Here is a 15,331-nt window from a genome sequence, read left to right on the forward strand (position 1 = left end):
GCGGTGCTCGACCGCTTCGTCGCCGCCACGCGGGAAGCCCCGGAGCGCGCCACGGTGGCGGAGCTCATGGCGGCAGCGGAGGCCGTCCTCGCCGAAGAGGTGCCCTGGGCCGCGACCCGGATGCAGTGGCGCGCGCGCCTCGCCCGCGTGGCGGACTGGGTTGTCGAGGGCGAGGCCGCGCGCCGCAAGCTGGCCGAGCCGGTGCTGCTTGAGGAGCGGGGGGAAGCCAGCCTGCCCGACCTCGGCGTGACGCTCAGGGGCAAGGCCGACCGCATCGACCGTGACGCGGCCGGGCGGCTGCACATCTACGACTACAAGACCGGCGACCCGCCGAGCCCGAAGCAGCAGCTTCACTTCGACAAGCAGCTCCTCCTGGAGGCAGCGATGGCCGAGCAGGGCGCCTTCGAGGCGCTCGGGCCCGCCCCGGTGGCGCGCGCGGTCTACATCGGTCTGGGGGCCAACCCGAAGGAAGTGCCCGCGCCGCTCGCCGAGGTGGCCGACGCGGACAAGGGCCTCGTCACCGCCGCGCAGGTCCGGGAGGAGTTCGCGCATCTCATGCGGCGCCACCTCGATCCCGGACAGGGCTTCACCGCGCGCCGGGCCATGGAGCGCGTGCAGTACGAGCACGGCTACGACCACCTCGCCCGCTTCGGCGAGTGGGAGGAGGCCGACCCCATCCATCCGGAGGACCTCGCATGACCCCCCGCGACGCGGCGAGCGAAGCGCAGGCGCAGGCGGCCGATCCGGGCGCCTCGGTCTGGGTCTCGGCGAACGCGGGCTCGGGAAAGACCAAGGTGCTCACCGACCGGGTGGCGCGGCTGCTGCTCGACGGCGTGCTGCCCGAGCACATCCTCTGCCTGACCTACACCAAGGCCGCGGCGAGCGAGATGCAGAACCGCCTTTTCGCGCGGCTCGGCGAATGGGCGATGCTGCCGGAGGACGAGTTGCGCGCGGCGCTCGCCGGACTCGGGCAGGAGCGGCCCGGCGGGGCGGACGACCTCGCCCGCGCGCGCACGCTCTTCGCCCGCGCGATCGAGGCGCCCGGCGGGCTGAAGATCATGACGATCCACGCCTTCTGCGCCGCGCTCCTGCGCCGCTTCCCGCTGGAGGCCGGCGTCAGCCCGGCCTTCACCGAGATGGAGGAGCGCGCGGGCGAACTCCTGACCGAGGAGATCGTGGAGGCGATGGCGCGCGGCGACGACGCGCACCTGCTCGCCGCCGTGACGGAGATCGCGCCCGATGCCGACCTCACCCGGCTCTGCCGCCGCATCCTCGACCGCCGCGCCGGGATCGTGCCGCCCCTCGACGCGGCGGGCGCGCGGGCGCTCTTCGGGCTGGCGGAGGATGACGACGCCGCGCGCGTGCAGGCCGACGTCTTTCTCGGCGGCGAGATGGAGCTCCTCGCCCGCCTCTGCCCGGTGCTGGAGACGGGCGGCGCAACCGACGCGAAGGCCGCGGCGAAGCTGCGCGCAGTTGGCGCGCCGGACCTCGCCGCGCTGCCGGTACTGGAGGGCGTGTTCCTGACCGGGGAGAGCGCGAAGGCGCCCTTCGCCGCCAAGATCGGCAGCTTCCCGACAAAGGACCTCCGCGAGGGGCCGCTCGCCGTTGAGATGCCCGCGCTCGAGGCGCTGATGCGCCGGGTGGAGGCCGCGCGGGAGCGCCGCCTTGCCCTCGCCGCCGCCGACGCCACCCTCGCCCTGCACGGCTTCGCGCGCGCCTTCCTCGCGCGGTACGAGCGCGAGAAGCAGCGCCGCGGCTGGCTCGACTTCGACGACCTGATCCGCCGCGCCGCGGAGCTTCTGCGCACGCCGGCGGTGGCGGACTGGGTGCTCTACAAGCTCGACGGCGGGATCGACCACATCCTCGTGGACGAAGCGCAGGACACGAGCCCCGAGCAATGGGCGGTGATCGAGCGCCTCGCGCGGGAGTTCACCTCGGGCGAGGGGGCGCGGGCGGAAGTGCCGCGCAGCCTCTTCGTGGTGGGCGACCGCAAGCAGTCGATCTATTCCTTCCAGGGTGCGGACCCGGACGCCTTCGCCCGGATGCAGTCGGATTTCGACACCCGCCTCGCGGACAGCGAGCGGCCGCTGCAATCGCTCGCGCTGCAGTATTCCTTCCGCTCCTCGCAGGCGGTGCTGCGCCTCGTGGACGCGACCTTCGACGGCCGCGCCGGGAGCGGCATGACGCCGGAAGAGCGCCACATCGCCTTCAAGGGCGAGATGCCGGGGCGCGTCGATCTCTGGCCCGTGGTGCCCAAGGCCGAGGCGGAGGAGCCCGCGCCGTGGTACGCCCCCCTCGACCGGCCGAGCGCGCAGAGCCCGGACATCCGCCTCGCCCGGCGGATCGCCGCGTGGCTGAAGGCGCAGATCGACGCGGGCACGCCGATCCCGGAGGACAAGGCCGACGGCGCGCCCTGGCCCATGCGGCCGATGCGGGCGGGCGACGTGCTGATCCTCGTGCAGCGGCGCTCGGATCTCTTCGCCGAGATCATCCGCGCCTGCAAGGCGGAGGGGCTGCCGGTGGCCGGCGCCGACCGGCTGAAGCTCGGCGCCGAACTCGCCGTGCGCGACCTCGGCGCGCTTCTTCAGGTGCTCGACCTGCCGGAGGACGACCTCTCGCTCGCCTGCGCGCTGCGCTCGCCGCTCTTCGGCTGGAGCGAACAGGCGCTCTTCGACCTCGCCCACGGGCGGGAGGATCGCTATCTCTGGCGCGCGCTCACGCGGCGGCGCGCGGAGTTCCCCGAGACCATGGCCGTCTTCGACGACCTGATGGCGCAGGCGGATTTCCTCCGGCCCTACGACCTTCTGGAGCGGGTGCTCATCCGCCACGACGGGCGGCGCAAGCTGATCGGGCGGCTGGGCGCGGAGGCCGCCGACGGCATCGACGCGCTGCTCGCGCAGGCGCTGGCGCAGGAACGCAGCGAGGTGCCCAGCCTCACCGGATTCCTGCGCTGGATGCAGGCCGACGATTCGGAGGTGAAGCGCCAGATGGATGCCGCCGGCGACCGCATCCGCGTGATGACGGTGCACGGCGCCAAGGGGCTGGAGGCGCCGGTGGTGATCCTGCCCGACTGCGCGCAGCGTCGGCTCCGCAGCCACGAGGACCGGCTGCCGATGGCGGGCGACCGCCCGATCTGGGCCGTGCCGAAGGCGGAGGAGCCCGAGACGCAGCGCGCCGCCCGCGCCGCCGCCGCCGAGGCCGAGCTGGCCGAGCGCGACCGGTTGCTCTACGTCGCCATGACCCGCGCCGAAAGCTGGCTGATCGTCGCCGCGGCGGGCGATCCGGGCAAGTCGGGCGAGGCCTGGCACGACATGGTGCGACGCGGCATGGAGGCCGAAGGCGCCGAGGAGCACCACTTCGGCTTCGAGGAGGGGCCGGGGCTCCGGCTGGAGCACGGCGACTGGACCGCCCCGGCGGAGCGCGGCGCGCCGGAGGCCGAGGGCGCGCCGGTCGCGGTGCCGGCGCACTTGTGCACCGAAGCGCCGGCGCCGATCCGGCCCGCGCCGACGCTCGCGCCCTCGGACCTCGGGGGCGCGAAGGCGCTGCCGGGCGACGCGGGCCTCGAGGAGGAGGCGGCGCTGCGCTACGGCACGCGGCTGCATCTCCTGCTGGAGCATCTGCCCGGCGCTCCGCGCGAGGGCCGCGCGGCGCTGGCGCAGGCGATCCTCGCCACGGGGCCGGAACCCGCGGCGGAGGCCGAGATCGCCGCGCTTCTGGCCGAGGCCGAGGGGGTGCTGGACGCACCGGCGCTGGCACCCCTCTTCGGGCCAGAGGCGCTCGCCGAGGTGCCGGTCTCGGCCGATCTGCCGGAGCTCGGCGGGCGGCGGGTGCATGGCACGATCGACCGGCTGCTCGTCGGGCCGGACCGCATCCTCGCCGTCGATTTCAAGACCAACCGCACCGTTCCCGCGACAGCGGGCGAAGTTCCCGAGGGGCTCCTGCGGCAGATGGGCGCCTACGCCGCCGCGCTCGGACGCATCTGGCCCGACCGGCGGGTGGAAACGGCGCTCCTCTGGACGCGCACCGCCACGCTCGCGCCGCTGCCGCACGCCCTCGTGAGCGCGGCGCTCGCCCGGGCGGCCCCGCCTTGACGCTCTGGCGGGGCGTCCATACCTTCGCCGTCCGAGATACTTCCCCTGGTCAGGAGACCCAGTCATGACAACCGTGCCCGTTACCGACGACACCTTCGACGCCGAAGTGCGTCAGTCCGACGTTCCCGTCGTCGTGGATTTCTGGGCCGAGTGGTGCGGCCCCTGCCGCCAGATCGGCCCCGCGCTCGAGGAGATCGCGACCGAGATGGGCGGCAAGATCAAGGTCGCCAAGGTGGACGTGGACCAGAACCCGAACACCGCCGCCTCGATGGGCGTGCGCGGGATTCCGGCGCTCTTCATCTTCAAGGACGGCGAGGTCGTCTCGAACCGCGCCGGCGCCGCGCCGAAGGCCGCGCTGCAGACCTGGATCGACTCCTCGATCTGATCCCGGCCGGCGCGCTCGCGCGCCGAGCCGACGCCCGAAGGAGGCGCGCATGTCCGACGGCCCCGGCTGGCACGGGACGACCATTCTCGCGGTGCGCCGCGGCGGCCGCGTGGTGATCGCGGGCGACGGGCAGGTGAGCCTCGGCGACACGGTCATCAAGGGCGGCGCGCGCAAGGTGCGCCGCCTGTCGCCCGGCGGACGCGACGTGGTCGCGGGCTTCGCCGGGTCCACCGCCGACGCCTTCACCCTGCTCGAACGCCTCGAGACGAAGCTGGAGGCGACGCCCGGCCAGTTGCAGCGCGCCTGCGTGGACCTCGCCAAGGACTGGCGTACCGACAAGTACCTTCAGAAGCTCGAGGCGATGCTGATCGTCTCGGACGGGACGCAGATGTACGTCGTCACAGGCGCGGGCGACGTGCTGGAACCCGAGCACGACGCCGCCGCCATCGGCTCGGGCGGGAACTACGCGCTCGCCGCGGCGCGCGGGCTGATGGAGACCGAGCTCGACGCCGAGACCATCGCGCGCCAGGCCATGGCCATCGCCGCCGATATCTGCGTCTATACCAACGGCCGGCTGACCGTGGAGACGATCGAGGCAGGCTGACGAGATTTTTCGTACGAAAAATCTCCTTCGGCCGATGGCGCCCTTCCGAAAATTCTTCGGACGAAGAATTTTCTCCGGGCGAGCGAAGGATGACCCCGAATGACCGACCTCACCCCCCGCGAAATCGTGAGCGAGCTCGACCGCTTCATCATCGGCCAGAAGGAGGCGAAGCGCGCCGTCGCGGTGGCGCTGCGCAACCGCTGGCGCCGCAAGCAGCTCGATCCGGGCCTGCGCGAGGAGGTCTACCCCAAGAACATCCTGATGATCGGCCCCACCGGCGTCGGCAAGACGGAGATCAGCCGCCGCCTGGCGAAGCTCGCCCGCGCGCCCTTCGTCAAGGTGGAGGCCACGAAGTTCACCGAGGTGGGCTACGTCGGCCGCGACGTGGAGCAGATCGTGCGCGACCTGATGGACACCGCGCTCGTCATGGTCCGCGAACAGATGCGCGCCGAAGTCGAGAGCGCCGCCCACGCCGCCGCCGAGAACCGCGTGATCGAGGCGCTCGCCGGCGAGCAGGCGCGCGAGGGCACGCGCGAGATGTTCCGCAAGAAGCTCCGCGCCGGGGAGCTCGACGACACGGAAATCGAGCTGGACCTCGCCGAGACATCCAATCCCTTCCCCGGGCTCGAGATTCCGGGGCAGCCCGGCGCCGGGGGCGCGATGGGGGGCGTCAACCTCGGCGATATCTTCGGCAAGGCCTTCGGGCCGCGCACCACCCGAAAGCGCATGACCGTCGCCGAGAGCTACCAGGCCCTCATCTCGGAAGAGGCCGACAAGCTCCTCGACGACGAGACGGTGACCGCCCAGGCCCGCGAGGCGGTCGAGGAGAACGGCATCGTCTTCCTCGACGAGATCGACAAGGTCTGCGCCAAGCAGGAGACGCGCAGCGGCGACGTCAGCCGCGAGGGCGTGCAGCGCGATCTTCTGCCGCTGATCGAGGGGACGACCGTCAGCACCAAGCACGGGGCGATCCGCACCGATCACATCCTCTTCATCGCCTCCGGGGCCTTCCACATCGCCAAGCCCTCGGACCTCCTGCCGGAGCTACAGGGCCGCTTGCCGATCCGGGTGACGCTGCGCGACCTGACCGAGGGGGATTTCGTCCGCATCCTGACCGAGACCGACAACGCGCTGACGCGCCAGTATACCGCGCTCTTGCAGACCGAAGAGGTCGCGGTGGACTTCACCGAGGACGGCATCGCGGCACTCGCCCGCATCGCCGCGGAGGTGAACGCCAGCGTCGAGAACATCGGCGCGCGGCGGCTCTACACGGTGATGGAACGCGTCTTCGAGGAGCTGTCGTTTACCGCGCCGGACAAGGCCGGCGACAGCGTCACGGTGGACGCCGCCTATGTCGAGGCCAACCTCGGCGAGCTCACGCGCTCCACGGACATGAGCCGCTACGTGCTCTGAGGCGTCCGCATCATGTCCATGATGCGGACGAGCTCGGCGGTGATGCCGGGCTCGCTCAGCGCATGGCCGGCGTTGCGCACGAGGCGCAGGTCCGCCTTCGGCCAGCGCTGCGCCAGTTCCCAGGCGCGGCGCGGCGGGCAGATCATGTCGTAGCGTCCCTGCACGATGTAGCCGGGGATGTCGCGGATCCGCTCCACCCGGTTCAGGATCTGCCCGTCCTCCTCGAGGAAGCCGAGGTGGCTGAAATAGTGATTCTCCAGCCGGGCGAAGGCGCGCGCGTAGTCGCCCGGCGCCTCGCCCCCGCCGCCGTGGCTCTGCACCGAGGCGAGCGCGTTCTCCCATGCGGTCCAGGCCCGCGCGAAGCGCGTCTCGGTCCGCACGTCTCCCGAGAAAAGCCGGCGGTGATAAGCCGCGATCAGGTCGTCGCGCTCGTCCTCCGGCACCAGCTCGACGAAGCGCGCCCAGGTCTCCGGCCAGAAGAGCGCCGCGCCGCCGCCGTAGAACCAGTCGAGCTCGGACCGAGTCATCAGGAAGACGCCCCGCAGCACCAGCGCGCGCACCGCCTCCGGATGGCTCTGCGCATAGACGAGCGCGAGCGTCGCGCCCCAGCTGCCGCCGAAGACGATCCAGCGGTCGATGTCGAGCACCATCCGAATGCGCTCGATGTCGGCGACGAGATCCCAGGTCGTGTTGTTCTCGACGCTCGCGTGCGGGCGCGAGCGCCCGCAGCCGCGCTGATCGAACAGGATGATCCGGTAGCGCGCCGGGTCGAAGTAGCGCCGCATCGCCGGGCTGCAGCCGCCGCCCGGCCCGCCATGCAGAACGACGACCGGGATGCCGTCGCGCGCGCCACATTGCTCGACGTAGAGGGAATGCCCCCCGGGCACCTCCAGCATCCGCTGGTCGAAGGGGTCGATCGGCGGGTAGAGGTGCGCGGGTGTGCGGTTTTGGCCCGAGAACTTGTCCATGCCGGCACTATATTGGGCTGAGGCGGCGGAAGACCATAGGAGATCACGATGCAGGCAGCCGAAACCAGCGTGGACGCGGAGGAGGTCGCCAAGTTCGAGGCGATGGCGGCGGAGTGGTGGGACCCGAACGGCAAGTTCAGGCCGCTGCACATGCTCAACCCCTGCCGGCTCGACTACATCACCGGGCAGATCGCGGCGGAGTTCGGGCGCGACCTCTCGGCCGAGGCGCCCTTCGCCGGGCTGCGCATCCTCGACATCGGCTGCGGCGGCGGGCTTCTCTGCGAGCCGATGGCGCGGCTCGGCGCCGACGTGGTGGGCGTGGACGCGGCGGAGCGCAACATCCCCGTGGCCGAGACCCACGCCGCGCAGTCGGGTCTCGAGATCGACTACCGGCACGGCACCGCCGAGGCGCTCGCCGTTGCGGGCGAGCGATTCGATGCCGTGCTGAACATGGAGGTGGTCGAGCACGTCGCCGATCCGCGCGCCTACATCGCCACCTGCGCGGAGCTCCTGAAACCCGGCGGGCTGATGATCTGCTCCACCATCAACCGCAACGCCAAGAGCTTCGCCATGGCGATCGTGGGCGCGGAATACGTCATGCGGTGGCTGCCCAAGGGCACGCACGAGTGGCGCAAGTTCATCACGCCGGACGAGCTGAGGCATCACATCGAGGAGGCGGGCCTCGCGGCGGTGGACGCCAAGGGATTCGTCTTCAACCCGGTCACCTGGTCCTGGAGTCTCTCGCCCCGCGATCTCAGCGTGAACTACGTCACCGCGAGCCGGAAACCCGCCTGACCTCGCCGCGAATTTTCGTACGAAAATTCGCGGCACGTGCGCACCTGTATCCGGAGAATTTTCGTACGAAAATTCTCCGTCACTCGGGCCCCTCCTCGAGCTTCAGCCGCAGGTCGCGCAGGATCGGCAGCACGGCACGCACCTTGTCCTCGCCAATCTCGCCGATGAGGTCCCGGACCATCGGCGTCACGGCGGCGAGCGCCTCGTCCCGCGCGCGCCGGCCTGCCGGACTGATGGCGACCATCTTGCGCCGCGCGTCATCCCAGTCGGGACGGATGTGGACGTGTCCCTGCGCCTCCAGCTTGCTCAGGGTGTTGGTCATCGCGCCGCGGGTGACGTGGAAGCTGCGCGCGAGCTGCGCGGGCGAGCGCTCCACCCCGAAGCGGGCGAGGTGATTGAGCACCGAGAAATGGCTGATCTCCATGCCGCGCGGGAGGTTGCGACTCAGCCGGTTCCGCACAAGCTGATCGGCGGTCAGGATCTCGCTGAAGAGCGTCACCGCCAGCGCATGCGTTGTCCTGTCCATCTCAGGGCTCGTCGAACTCCCGGTCGTGCTGCAGCGACGGAACCCGCGCGCGCGCCTCCGCGGCGGCCCCGCGGTCGAGCTCGGCGTAAAGCACGCCGGGCTCGGTGCCGGCTTCGGCCACCACCTCGCCCCAGGGGCTGACGACCATGCTGTGCCCCCAGGTCCGGCGCGCCTTGCCGCGTCGCGCCGTGTGGGTGCCGGTCTGCGCGGGCGCGAGCACCCAGGCCCCCGTTTCGATCGCGCGGGCGCGCAGGAGCGGGTGCCAGTGCGCCGCGCCGGTCGGCTGCGCGAAGGCCGAGGGCACGGTGAGGATCTCCGCCCCCGCCTGCGCGAGCGCGCGGTACAGATAGGGGAAGCGCAGGTCGTAGCAGATGCTGAGCCCGAGCACGCCGAACGGCGTCTCGGCCACCCGCGCGCGGCGGCCGGGGCGGAAGCCGGCCGATTCGCGATAGGTTTCCGCATCGCTGATCGCCACGTCGAACATGTGGATCTTGTCGTAGCGCGCGACGATCCGCCCCTCCGGCCCGATCAGGAAGGAGCGGTTGGCGAAGCGCCCGTCCGGATCATCCGTCGTCAACGCGAGCGAGCCGATCAGCAGCCAGACGCCCGCGCGCGCAGCCTCTTCGCGCAGGCCTGCGAGGACCGGATCGTTCGCCTCGTGCGTGAGCACGCTTTGCTGGTGCGTCCGGCTCGCCGAGACGCAGTTGGTCACCTCGGGCGTCAGGACGAAGCCCGCGCCCTCTGCCGCCGCCTCGCGCAACATGCCCCGGACGACGGAGAGGTTGTCCTCCGGATCGTCGGACGAGGTCAGCTGCAGCAGCGCGGCGCGCATCACGCGGCGAGCATCGGGTCGAGCTTGCCGGCCCGGTCGAGCGCGTAGAGCTCGTCGCAGCCCCCGATGTGTTCCTCGTCGATGAAGATCTGCGGCACCGTGCGACTGCCCTGCGCGCGCTGGATCATCTCGGGCTTGCGGTCGGGGGCGGCCCAGATGTCGATCTCCTCGTAAGTGACGCCCTTCTTCGCGAGGAGCCGCTTGGCGGCGGTGCAGAAGCCGCAGAGCGGCGAGGTATAGATCACGACGGGTTTCGGTGCGGTCTGGTTCAAGGTGCGGCCTCCTTAGATCTGTCTCCGGCAAATCTAAGCATCCCGGACCGCACGCGCCAGAACAACGACGCGAGTCTCGCCGGCGCCGGCGGCAGCGAGCGCCCGCGCGGCGGACTCCAGCGTGGCGCCGGTGGTCATCACATCGTCCACCAGCAGCACCGGGCGTCCCGTCACCCGCACCACCCGGCGCGGCGCGACCCGGAGCGCGCCATCGAGCGTGGCGGCCCGCGCCGCGCGGTCCTGGCCACCCAGTGCGGCGGTGGGGCGCACCCGCTCCAGCAGGTCGGGCGCATGGACGAGGCCCAGCGCCCGGGCGAGCGGCGCGGCGAGAAGCGCCGACTGGTTGAAGCGCCGCGCCACCAGACGCCGCCAGTGCAACGGCACGGGCACGACGAGCGCGCCGTCGAGCGCCATGGGCGCCGCCGCCCGTGCCATCCAGTCCGCGGCCGGAACCGCGATATCCCCACGGTCGGCATGTTTCAGTCCGAGCACCAGCCTGCGCCCCGCGTCGCGGTAGAGCAGCGCCGCGCGCCCCTGCGCCCAGGGCCGGGGATGGGCGAGGCAGCCGTCGCAGTGCACCGGCTCGCCCGGATCGTCGCCGGGCAGCGGCGCGCCGCAGGCGTCGCAGACGAGGCCGCCGATGAACGGCGTCTCGCGCCAGCAGACAGGGCAGAGCCCGAAGTCGCGGTCCACCGGGCCGCCGCAGGCGAGGCAACGCGGCGGATAGACAAGCCGCACGGCCGTTTGAAGCCCGCGCGCCCAGACACTATCTGTCCTGTCCATGGAGACGCCCGCCCTCACCGATCGCACAGCCCTCGCCCGGAACCGGACGCGCGCCGCCCGCGCGCCGGTCACCTTCCTGCACGAGGTCGCGCGCGACGACCTGGAGGATCGGCTCTCCATGGTTAACAGGCGCTTTACATCGCCTGCCGTGGTCAGCCCGCGTCCCGAGGTCTGGGACGGCTGGTTGCCGGGCGCCCTGCATGTCATGCCGTCCGAGATCCTGCCGCTGGAGGCCGAGGCACATGATCTGGTCGTGCACGCGATGGACCTGCACTGGGCGGACGACCCGGTGGGCCAGCTCATTCAGTGCCGTCGCGCGCTCCGGCCGGACGGGCTCTTCCTCGGGATTCTCTTCGGTGGCCGCAGCCTGCAGGAATTGCGCGTCGCGCTCGCGGAGGCCGAGAGCGAGGTGACCGGCGGGCTCAGCCCGCGGGTGGCGCCGATGGGCGAGGTCCGCGATCTGGGCGCGCTCCTGCAACGCGCCGGCTTCGCGCTGCCGGTGGCTGACAGCGTGTCGCTGACAGTGCGCTACGAGAGCGCGCTGCACCTGATGCGCGAGCTGCGCGGCATGGGCGAGGCGAACGCCCTCGCCGGCCGGCTGCGGCGCCCGACGCGGCGCGCTGTGTTCCTGCGCGCGGCGGAGATCTATGCCGAAACGGCCGCGCACCCGGAGGGCGGCATCGCGGCGACGGCGGACTTCGTGGTGCTCACCGGGTGGGCACCGGACGAAAGCCAGCCCAAGCCCATGCGCCCCGGAACCGCGACGCATCGCCTCGCCGATGCCCTCGGGACGCGGGAAACGCCTCTCGAAGATTGACGTATCGTGGAAATCACATATTTCCACGATGAACCTGCCGAGAATACGGATTGTCCCATGCTCGACGCCAGCAAAGTTGCGACCTGCCCCGTCCACGCCCCCGCGGACCATCCGAAGCTGCCGCCGGAGCGTGTGGGCGTGCTGATCGCCAACCTCGGCACGCCGGACAACTACGACTACTGGTCAATGCGGCGGTACCTGAACGAGTTCCTCTCGGACCGCCGTGTGATCGACTATGCGCCGTGGAAGTGGCAGCCGCTGCTCCAGCTCATCATCCTGAGCAAGCGGCCCTTCTCCTCGGGCGAGGCCTACAAGTCCATCTGGAACGAGGAGCTGGGCGAAAGCCCTCTGATGACGATCACCAAGGCGCAGACCGAGGCGCTCGCCAATACGATGAAGGAGCGGTACGGCGATCAGGTGATGGTCGATTACTGCATGCGCTACGGCAATCCCTCCACGCAGTCCAAGGTGGACGCGATGGTCGAGGCCGGCTGCACGCGAATCCTCTTCTTCCCGCTCTACCCGCACTACGCCGGCGCCACCTCGGCAACCGCCAACGATCAGTTCTTCCGCGCGCTGATGAAACAGAAATGGCAGCCGACGGCGCGCACGGTCGAGCCCTACTTCGAGCATCCGCTCTACATCGAGGCGCTCGCGCAATCGGTGGAACGCGCCTACGGCGAGCTGGAGAACCGGCCGGACATCCTCGTGTGTTCGTACCACGGGATGCCGCAGCGCTACCTCACCGAAGGCGACCCCTACCACTGCCACTGCCAGAAGACGACGCGCCTCCTGAAGGAGCGGCTCGGCTGGCAGGATACCGAGATCACCACTACCTTCCAGTCCGTGTTCGGCCCGGAGGAGTGGCTGCGCCCCTACACCGTGGAAGAGGTCGCGCGGCTGGCCTCGGAAGAGGGCAAGAAGCGCATCGCCGTGATCGCCCCGGCCTTCTCGGCCGACTGCATCGAGACGCTCGAGGAGATCAACGAGGAGATCAAGGAGAGCTTCGAGGAGGCCGGCGGCCGCGAGTTCACCTATATCCCCTGCCTCAACGACGATCCCGCGCATATCGAGGCGCTCTCGTCGGTGATCGACGAGAACCTCAAGGGCTGGCTCGACTGAGAGCCGGCCCGATCAGGCGCGGCACACATGAAAAGGGCGGCGCCGAGGCGCCGCCCTTCGTCGTTCCGGGATCGGGATGCGATCAGTCGGCGGCAGCAGCAGCCACGACCGCGATGATCAGCAGCGGCACGATGATGCCGGCCGCGGTGGAGGCCTGCTCGGTCTCTTCGACGATGACCGGCGGCTCCATTTCGATTTCCTGCTTCGGCCCGGTATGCTCTCCGGCGAAGGCGGGCGCCGCGAAGGCCGAGACGGCGGCGGCGAGAACGAGCTTTTTCATGTTGTCCTCCAGTGACACGCGTGCCGGGTGTCCGGCATGTCCGCGACCGGCGCGGGGCCGATCGCTTGCACCGCCGTCTAAGCAGCCTTGCATCGAAAGTGCAAATCCGCGTCAATCGTGAAAGGCACTGACGGGCGCACTGTGGTCAAATCAGCAACACCTGTGTCCCGACCTCCGCGAGTTCGAACAGCTCCTCGATGTGGCGATTGTAAAGGCCGATGCAGCCGTTCGAGGATCGCCGCCCGATCTTGCGCGTGTCGTGCGTGCCATGGATGCGGTAATAGGTCCACGACAGGTGCAGCGCGCGGGTTCCCATCGGGTTGTCCGGCCCCGGCGGCACGTAATCCGGCCACTCGGGGTTGCGCTCCTTCATCGAGGGCGTCGGCCGCCAGTCGGGTTCGGGATCCTTGAGGGTCACGCGCGTGCGGCCCCGGCGCGTCAGCTCTTCGCTCAGCGGCACGGAGGTGGGATAAAGGCGGTACGTGCGCTCGTCCTCGCTCCAGTAATGCAGCGCGCGCGACGTGGTATCGACGAGGATCGCACCCTTGGCCAGGTCGCTGAAATAAGGTTGCCAGTCGAGCGAGCGGAAGCTCGACAGGTTGCGGCGCACACCCTCCTGCGCCGGGTCGGTCTCGATCTCGGTGCTGCCGGGCATCTGTGACTGCTGCGCCACGGCCGGCGCGCCCAGCGCGGCCGCGGCCCCGGCGAGAAACGCGCGACGGTTGAAGGCCTGAACGATTCGCTTGCCGGACATCGGTTTTCACTCCGCAGACTTCGACTGTCGAAATATATGGCCGGGATGCCGCAACCGCAAATCAAACCACCGTCATCGGGGCCACACCCCGTTTGAAACCGGGGATGGCAGGGGGTAGAGCGGAAAGGTGCCAACCGCGGAGCGCCCGTGCCATGCTGCGACCCCTGATCCTGCTCGTCTCGCTGCTCGTGACACTGGCCGCCTGTGCGGCCCCCCCGACCGCGCCGCAGCTCGGCCCGGACGGCAAGCCGTTGCCACAACTCTACCGAATCACCACCGAGGACGAGCGGCGCATCCCGTTCGAGATGCTCGACTCCGTCAACGCCCTGCGCGACGCGAGGGGCGCACCGCCGGTCCGGCTCGACGAGGAACTCACCGCGGCGGCGGCGACGCATGCACGCGACATGTCGGTGCAGAACCGCCCGTGGCACTTCGGCTCCGACGGCTCGTCGCCGATAGAGCGGGTGCAGCGCGTGGGCTACGCGGGGCGGTTCCGCGGTGAAACGATCTCGGAGACCTACGAGACCGAGGTGGAGACCCTCGCCGCCTGGATGGACGAGGAGCCGACCCGCACCGTCATCCTCGACCCGCAGGCGGACGAGATGGGCATCGCCTGGCACCAGGAGCCGAACGGCAAGATCTGGTGGACGATGGTCTTCGGCGCCAGCGGCTCGGGCGAGGTCCCTCAGGGATAGATGCTGATCGCGGTGCCGTCACCGACCATCGCGTAGATCTCCTCCATCTCGCGGTTCGTCACCGCGATGCAGCCGGCGGTCCAGTCCCGCCCGTCGTCGCGGTAGTCGCGCGGCGTGCCGTGAATGAAGATGTCGCCCCCCGGGTCCACGCCCGCCTCCGAGGCCGCCATCCGCTCGTGCGGCTCGGGATAGGAGATGCCGAGCGAGAGGTGGAATTCGCTCTCGGGATTGCGCCGATCGATGAAATAGTGACCCTCCGGCGTGCGCCCATCCCCTTCGCGCTGCTTGTGACCGACGGGCGCGAAGCCGAGGCCGATGTCGTAGCTCTCCAGCACCTCGCCATGATGGAGGAGCAGCATCTTCCGCTCGCCCTTCAGCACGAGGATGCGCGTCACCTCGGGGCCGTCGTAGCTTCGGAACTTGCCCGCGCACCCCGCAAGCGCCGCCACCATGAGGAGGAGCGCCATCGCTCTCGCCAGACCTGCCATCCTTGTCCCTCGGAGGGGTTATCGTTGTGGCACGATGCTACACCGGATCACGGCACGGGCGTAGCTCTATCTGCGGTCAGGCGCCCTTGCGCCGCTCCGGCGCGGGCTCGTCGCCCTCGGACTCGCCGAGCCGCGCCTCGATCCGCGCGAGCCGCTCCAGCACCTCGTCGCGGTAGGCGTCGGTGCGCAGGCCTTCCTCCTCGTGGTGGGCGTCCTGCATCGAGTTCACGATGAGACCCACGAGCAGGTTCACCACCGCGAAGGTCGTCACGAGGATGAAGGGCACGAAGAAGGCCCAAGCGTAGGGATAGACCTCCATCACCGGGCGCACGATCCCCATCGACCAGCTTTCCAGCGTCATGATCTGGAAGAGGCTGTAGGCCGAATCGCCGAGCGTGCCGAACCACTGCGGGAAGGCATCGCCGAAGAGCTTCGTGGCCATCACCGCGCCGATGTAGAACACCAGCGTCATCAGCAGAAAGACGCTCCCCATCCCCGGGATCGCG

At 70.5% G+C, this 15,331-nt stretch carries 18 protein-coding genes; 9 read left to right on the plus strand and 9 right to left on the minus strand.

Going from position 1 to position 15,331, the window contains the following annotated elements:
• From ACESL7_RS04985 to hslU, 5 genes are all read left to right on the plus strand, one after another.
• Positions 1 to 699, plus strand: a 699-nt coding sequence (locus ACESL7_RS04985) for a PD-(D/E)XK nuclease family protein (RefSeq protein ID WP_372892053.1), incomplete at its 5' end; no start/stop codon positions are given.
• Positions 696 to 4,091 carry a double-strand break repair helicase AddA gene (gene addA / locus ACESL7_RS04990; protein ID WP_372892055.1) on the plus strand — a complete coding sequence of 1,132 codons (3,396 nt, stop codon included), beginning with the start codon at positions 696 to 698 and terminating at the stop codon, positions 4,089 to 4,091. The genes ACESL7_RS04985 and addA, both read left to right, overlap by 4 nt.
• A 64-nt stretch (positions 4,092 to 4,155) precedes the next feature.
• The gene (trxA, locus tag ACESL7_RS04995; protein ID WP_372892057.1) at positions 4,156 to 4,476 is read left to right on the plus strand and encodes a thioredoxin; all 321 of its coding nucleotides are present in this window, start codon (positions 4,156 to 4,158) and stop codon (positions 4,474 to 4,476) included.
• A 49-nt stretch (positions 4,477 to 4,525) separates the two neighbouring features.
• Positions 4,526 to 5,080, plus strand: a complete 555-nt coding sequence (hslV, locus tag ACESL7_RS05000) for an ATP-dependent protease subunit HslV (RefSeq protein ID WP_372892059.1) — start codon at positions 4,526 to 4,528, stop codon at positions 5,078 to 5,080.
• A gap of 99 nt (positions 5,081 to 5,179) precedes the next feature.
• Positions 5,180 to 6,493: an ATP-dependent protease ATPase subunit HslU gene (gene hslU / locus ACESL7_RS05005; RefSeq protein ID WP_372892061.1), complete on the plus strand. Its 1,314-nt coding sequence runs from the start codon at positions 5,180 to 5,182 to the stop codon at positions 6,491 to 6,493.
• Here hslU and pip read toward each other — a convergent pair.
• A complete protein-coding gene (pip, locus tag ACESL7_RS05010) occupies positions 6,481 to 7,461 on the minus strand; it encodes a prolyl aminopeptidase (RefSeq protein WP_372892063.1) in 981 nt (326 codons plus the stop codon). The two genes, hslU and pip, sit on opposite strands and share 13 nt — an antisense overlap.
• Before the next feature lie 48 nt (positions 7,462 to 7,509).
• Here pip and ubiG point away from each other — a divergent pair, with 48 nt between their 5' ends.
• Entirely contained in the window at positions 7,510 to 8,256 is a 747-nt protein-coding gene (ubiG, locus tag ACESL7_RS05015; RefSeq protein ID WP_372892065.1) for a bifunctional 2-polyprenyl-6-hydroxyphenol methylase/3-demethylubiquinol 3-O-methyltransferase UbiG, read from the plus strand.
• A gap of 79 nt (positions 8,257 to 8,335) precedes the next feature.
• On the opposite strand, the gene ACESL7_RS05020 is transcribed toward ubiG, so the two are convergent.
• The 4 genes from ACESL7_RS05020 to ACESL7_RS05035 are packed head-to-tail and all read right to left on the minus strand — an operon-like array spanning position 8,336 to position 10,669.
• On the minus strand, positions 8,336 to 8,782 hold the full coding sequence (locus tag ACESL7_RS05020; RefSeq protein ID WP_372892067.1) for a MarR family winged helix-turn-helix transcriptional regulator: 447 nt from the start codon (positions 8,780 to 8,782) through the stop codon (positions 8,336 to 8,338).
• A 1-nt stretch (position 8,783) separates the two neighbouring features.
• Entirely contained in the window at positions 8,784 to 9,614 is an 831-nt protein-coding gene (locus tag ACESL7_RS05025; RefSeq protein WP_372892069.1) for a carbon-nitrogen hydrolase family protein, read from the minus strand.
• Positions 9,614 to 9,886, minus strand: a complete 273-nt coding sequence (grxC, locus tag ACESL7_RS05030) for a glutaredoxin 3 (protein ID WP_372892071.1) — start codon at positions 9,884 to 9,886, stop codon at positions 9,614 to 9,616. The genes ACESL7_RS05025 and grxC overlap by 1 nt, the downstream gene beginning before the upstream one ends.
• Before the next feature lie 33 nt (positions 9,887 to 9,919).
• The gene (locus ACESL7_RS05035) at positions 9,920 to 10,669 is read right to left on the minus strand and encodes a double zinc ribbon domain-containing protein (RefSeq protein ID WP_372892073.1); all 750 of its coding nucleotides are present in this window, start codon (positions 10,667 to 10,669) and stop codon (positions 9,920 to 9,922) included.
• On the opposite strand from ACESL7_RS05035, the gene ACESL7_RS05040 reads away from it, so the two are divergent.
• Both ACESL7_RS05040 and hemH read left to right on the plus strand, forming a co-directional pair.
• Positions 10,668 to 11,486: a methyltransferase domain-containing protein gene (locus ACESL7_RS05040; RefSeq protein ID WP_372892075.1), complete on the plus strand. Its 819-nt coding sequence runs from the start codon at positions 10,668 to 10,670 to the stop codon at positions 11,484 to 11,486. The two genes, ACESL7_RS05035 and ACESL7_RS05040, sit on opposite strands and share 2 nt — an antisense overlap.
• Before the next feature lie 57 nt (positions 11,487 to 11,543).
• Positions 11,544 to 12,608 carry a ferrochelatase gene (hemH, locus tag ACESL7_RS05045; RefSeq protein ID WP_372892077.1) on the plus strand — a complete coding sequence of 355 codons (1,065 nt, stop codon included), beginning with the start codon at positions 11,544 to 11,546 and terminating at the stop codon, positions 12,606 to 12,608.
• A gap of 82 nt (positions 12,609 to 12,690) precedes the next feature.
• Here the strand turns inward: hemH and ACESL7_RS05050 are convergent, their stop codons facing one another.
• Positions 12,691 to 12,888: a ferrochelatase gene (locus ACESL7_RS05050; RefSeq protein WP_372892079.1), complete on the minus strand. Its 198-nt coding sequence runs from the start codon at positions 12,886 to 12,888 to the stop codon at positions 12,691 to 12,693.
• Between the two features lie 145 nt (positions 12,889 to 13,033).
• Positions 13,034 to 13,642: a L,D-transpeptidase gene (locus ACESL7_RS05055; RefSeq protein WP_372892081.1), complete on the minus strand. Its 609-nt coding sequence runs from the start codon at positions 13,640 to 13,642 to the stop codon at positions 13,034 to 13,036.
• Positions 13,643 to 13,794: 152 nt separating this feature from the next.
• On the opposite strand from ACESL7_RS05055, the gene dalA reads away from it, so the two are divergent.
• A complete protein-coding gene (gene dalA / locus ACESL7_RS05060) occupies positions 13,795 to 14,337 on the plus strand; it encodes a divisome-associated lipoprotein DalA (protein ID WP_372892083.1) in 543 nt (180 codons plus the stop codon).
• On the opposite strand, the gene ACESL7_RS05065 is transcribed toward dalA, so the two are convergent.
• On the minus strand, positions 14,328 to 14,804 hold the full coding sequence (locus tag ACESL7_RS05065) for a L,D-transpeptidase family protein (RefSeq protein WP_372892085.1): 477 nt from the start codon (positions 14,802 to 14,804) through the stop codon (positions 14,328 to 14,330). The genes dalA and ACESL7_RS05065 overlap by 10 nt on opposite strands.
• Before the next feature lie 97 nt (positions 14,805 to 14,901).
• Positions 14,902 to 15,331: ion transporter (locus ACESL7_RS05070; RefSeq protein ID WP_372892087.1), on the minus strand; the 430-nt coding region annotated here is incomplete at its 5' end.

It is taken from the genome of Rhodosalinus sp. (assembly GCF_041685465.1).
Lineage (GTDB): Bacteria > Pseudomonadota > Alphaproteobacteria > Rhodobacterales > Rhodobacteraceae > Rhodosalinus.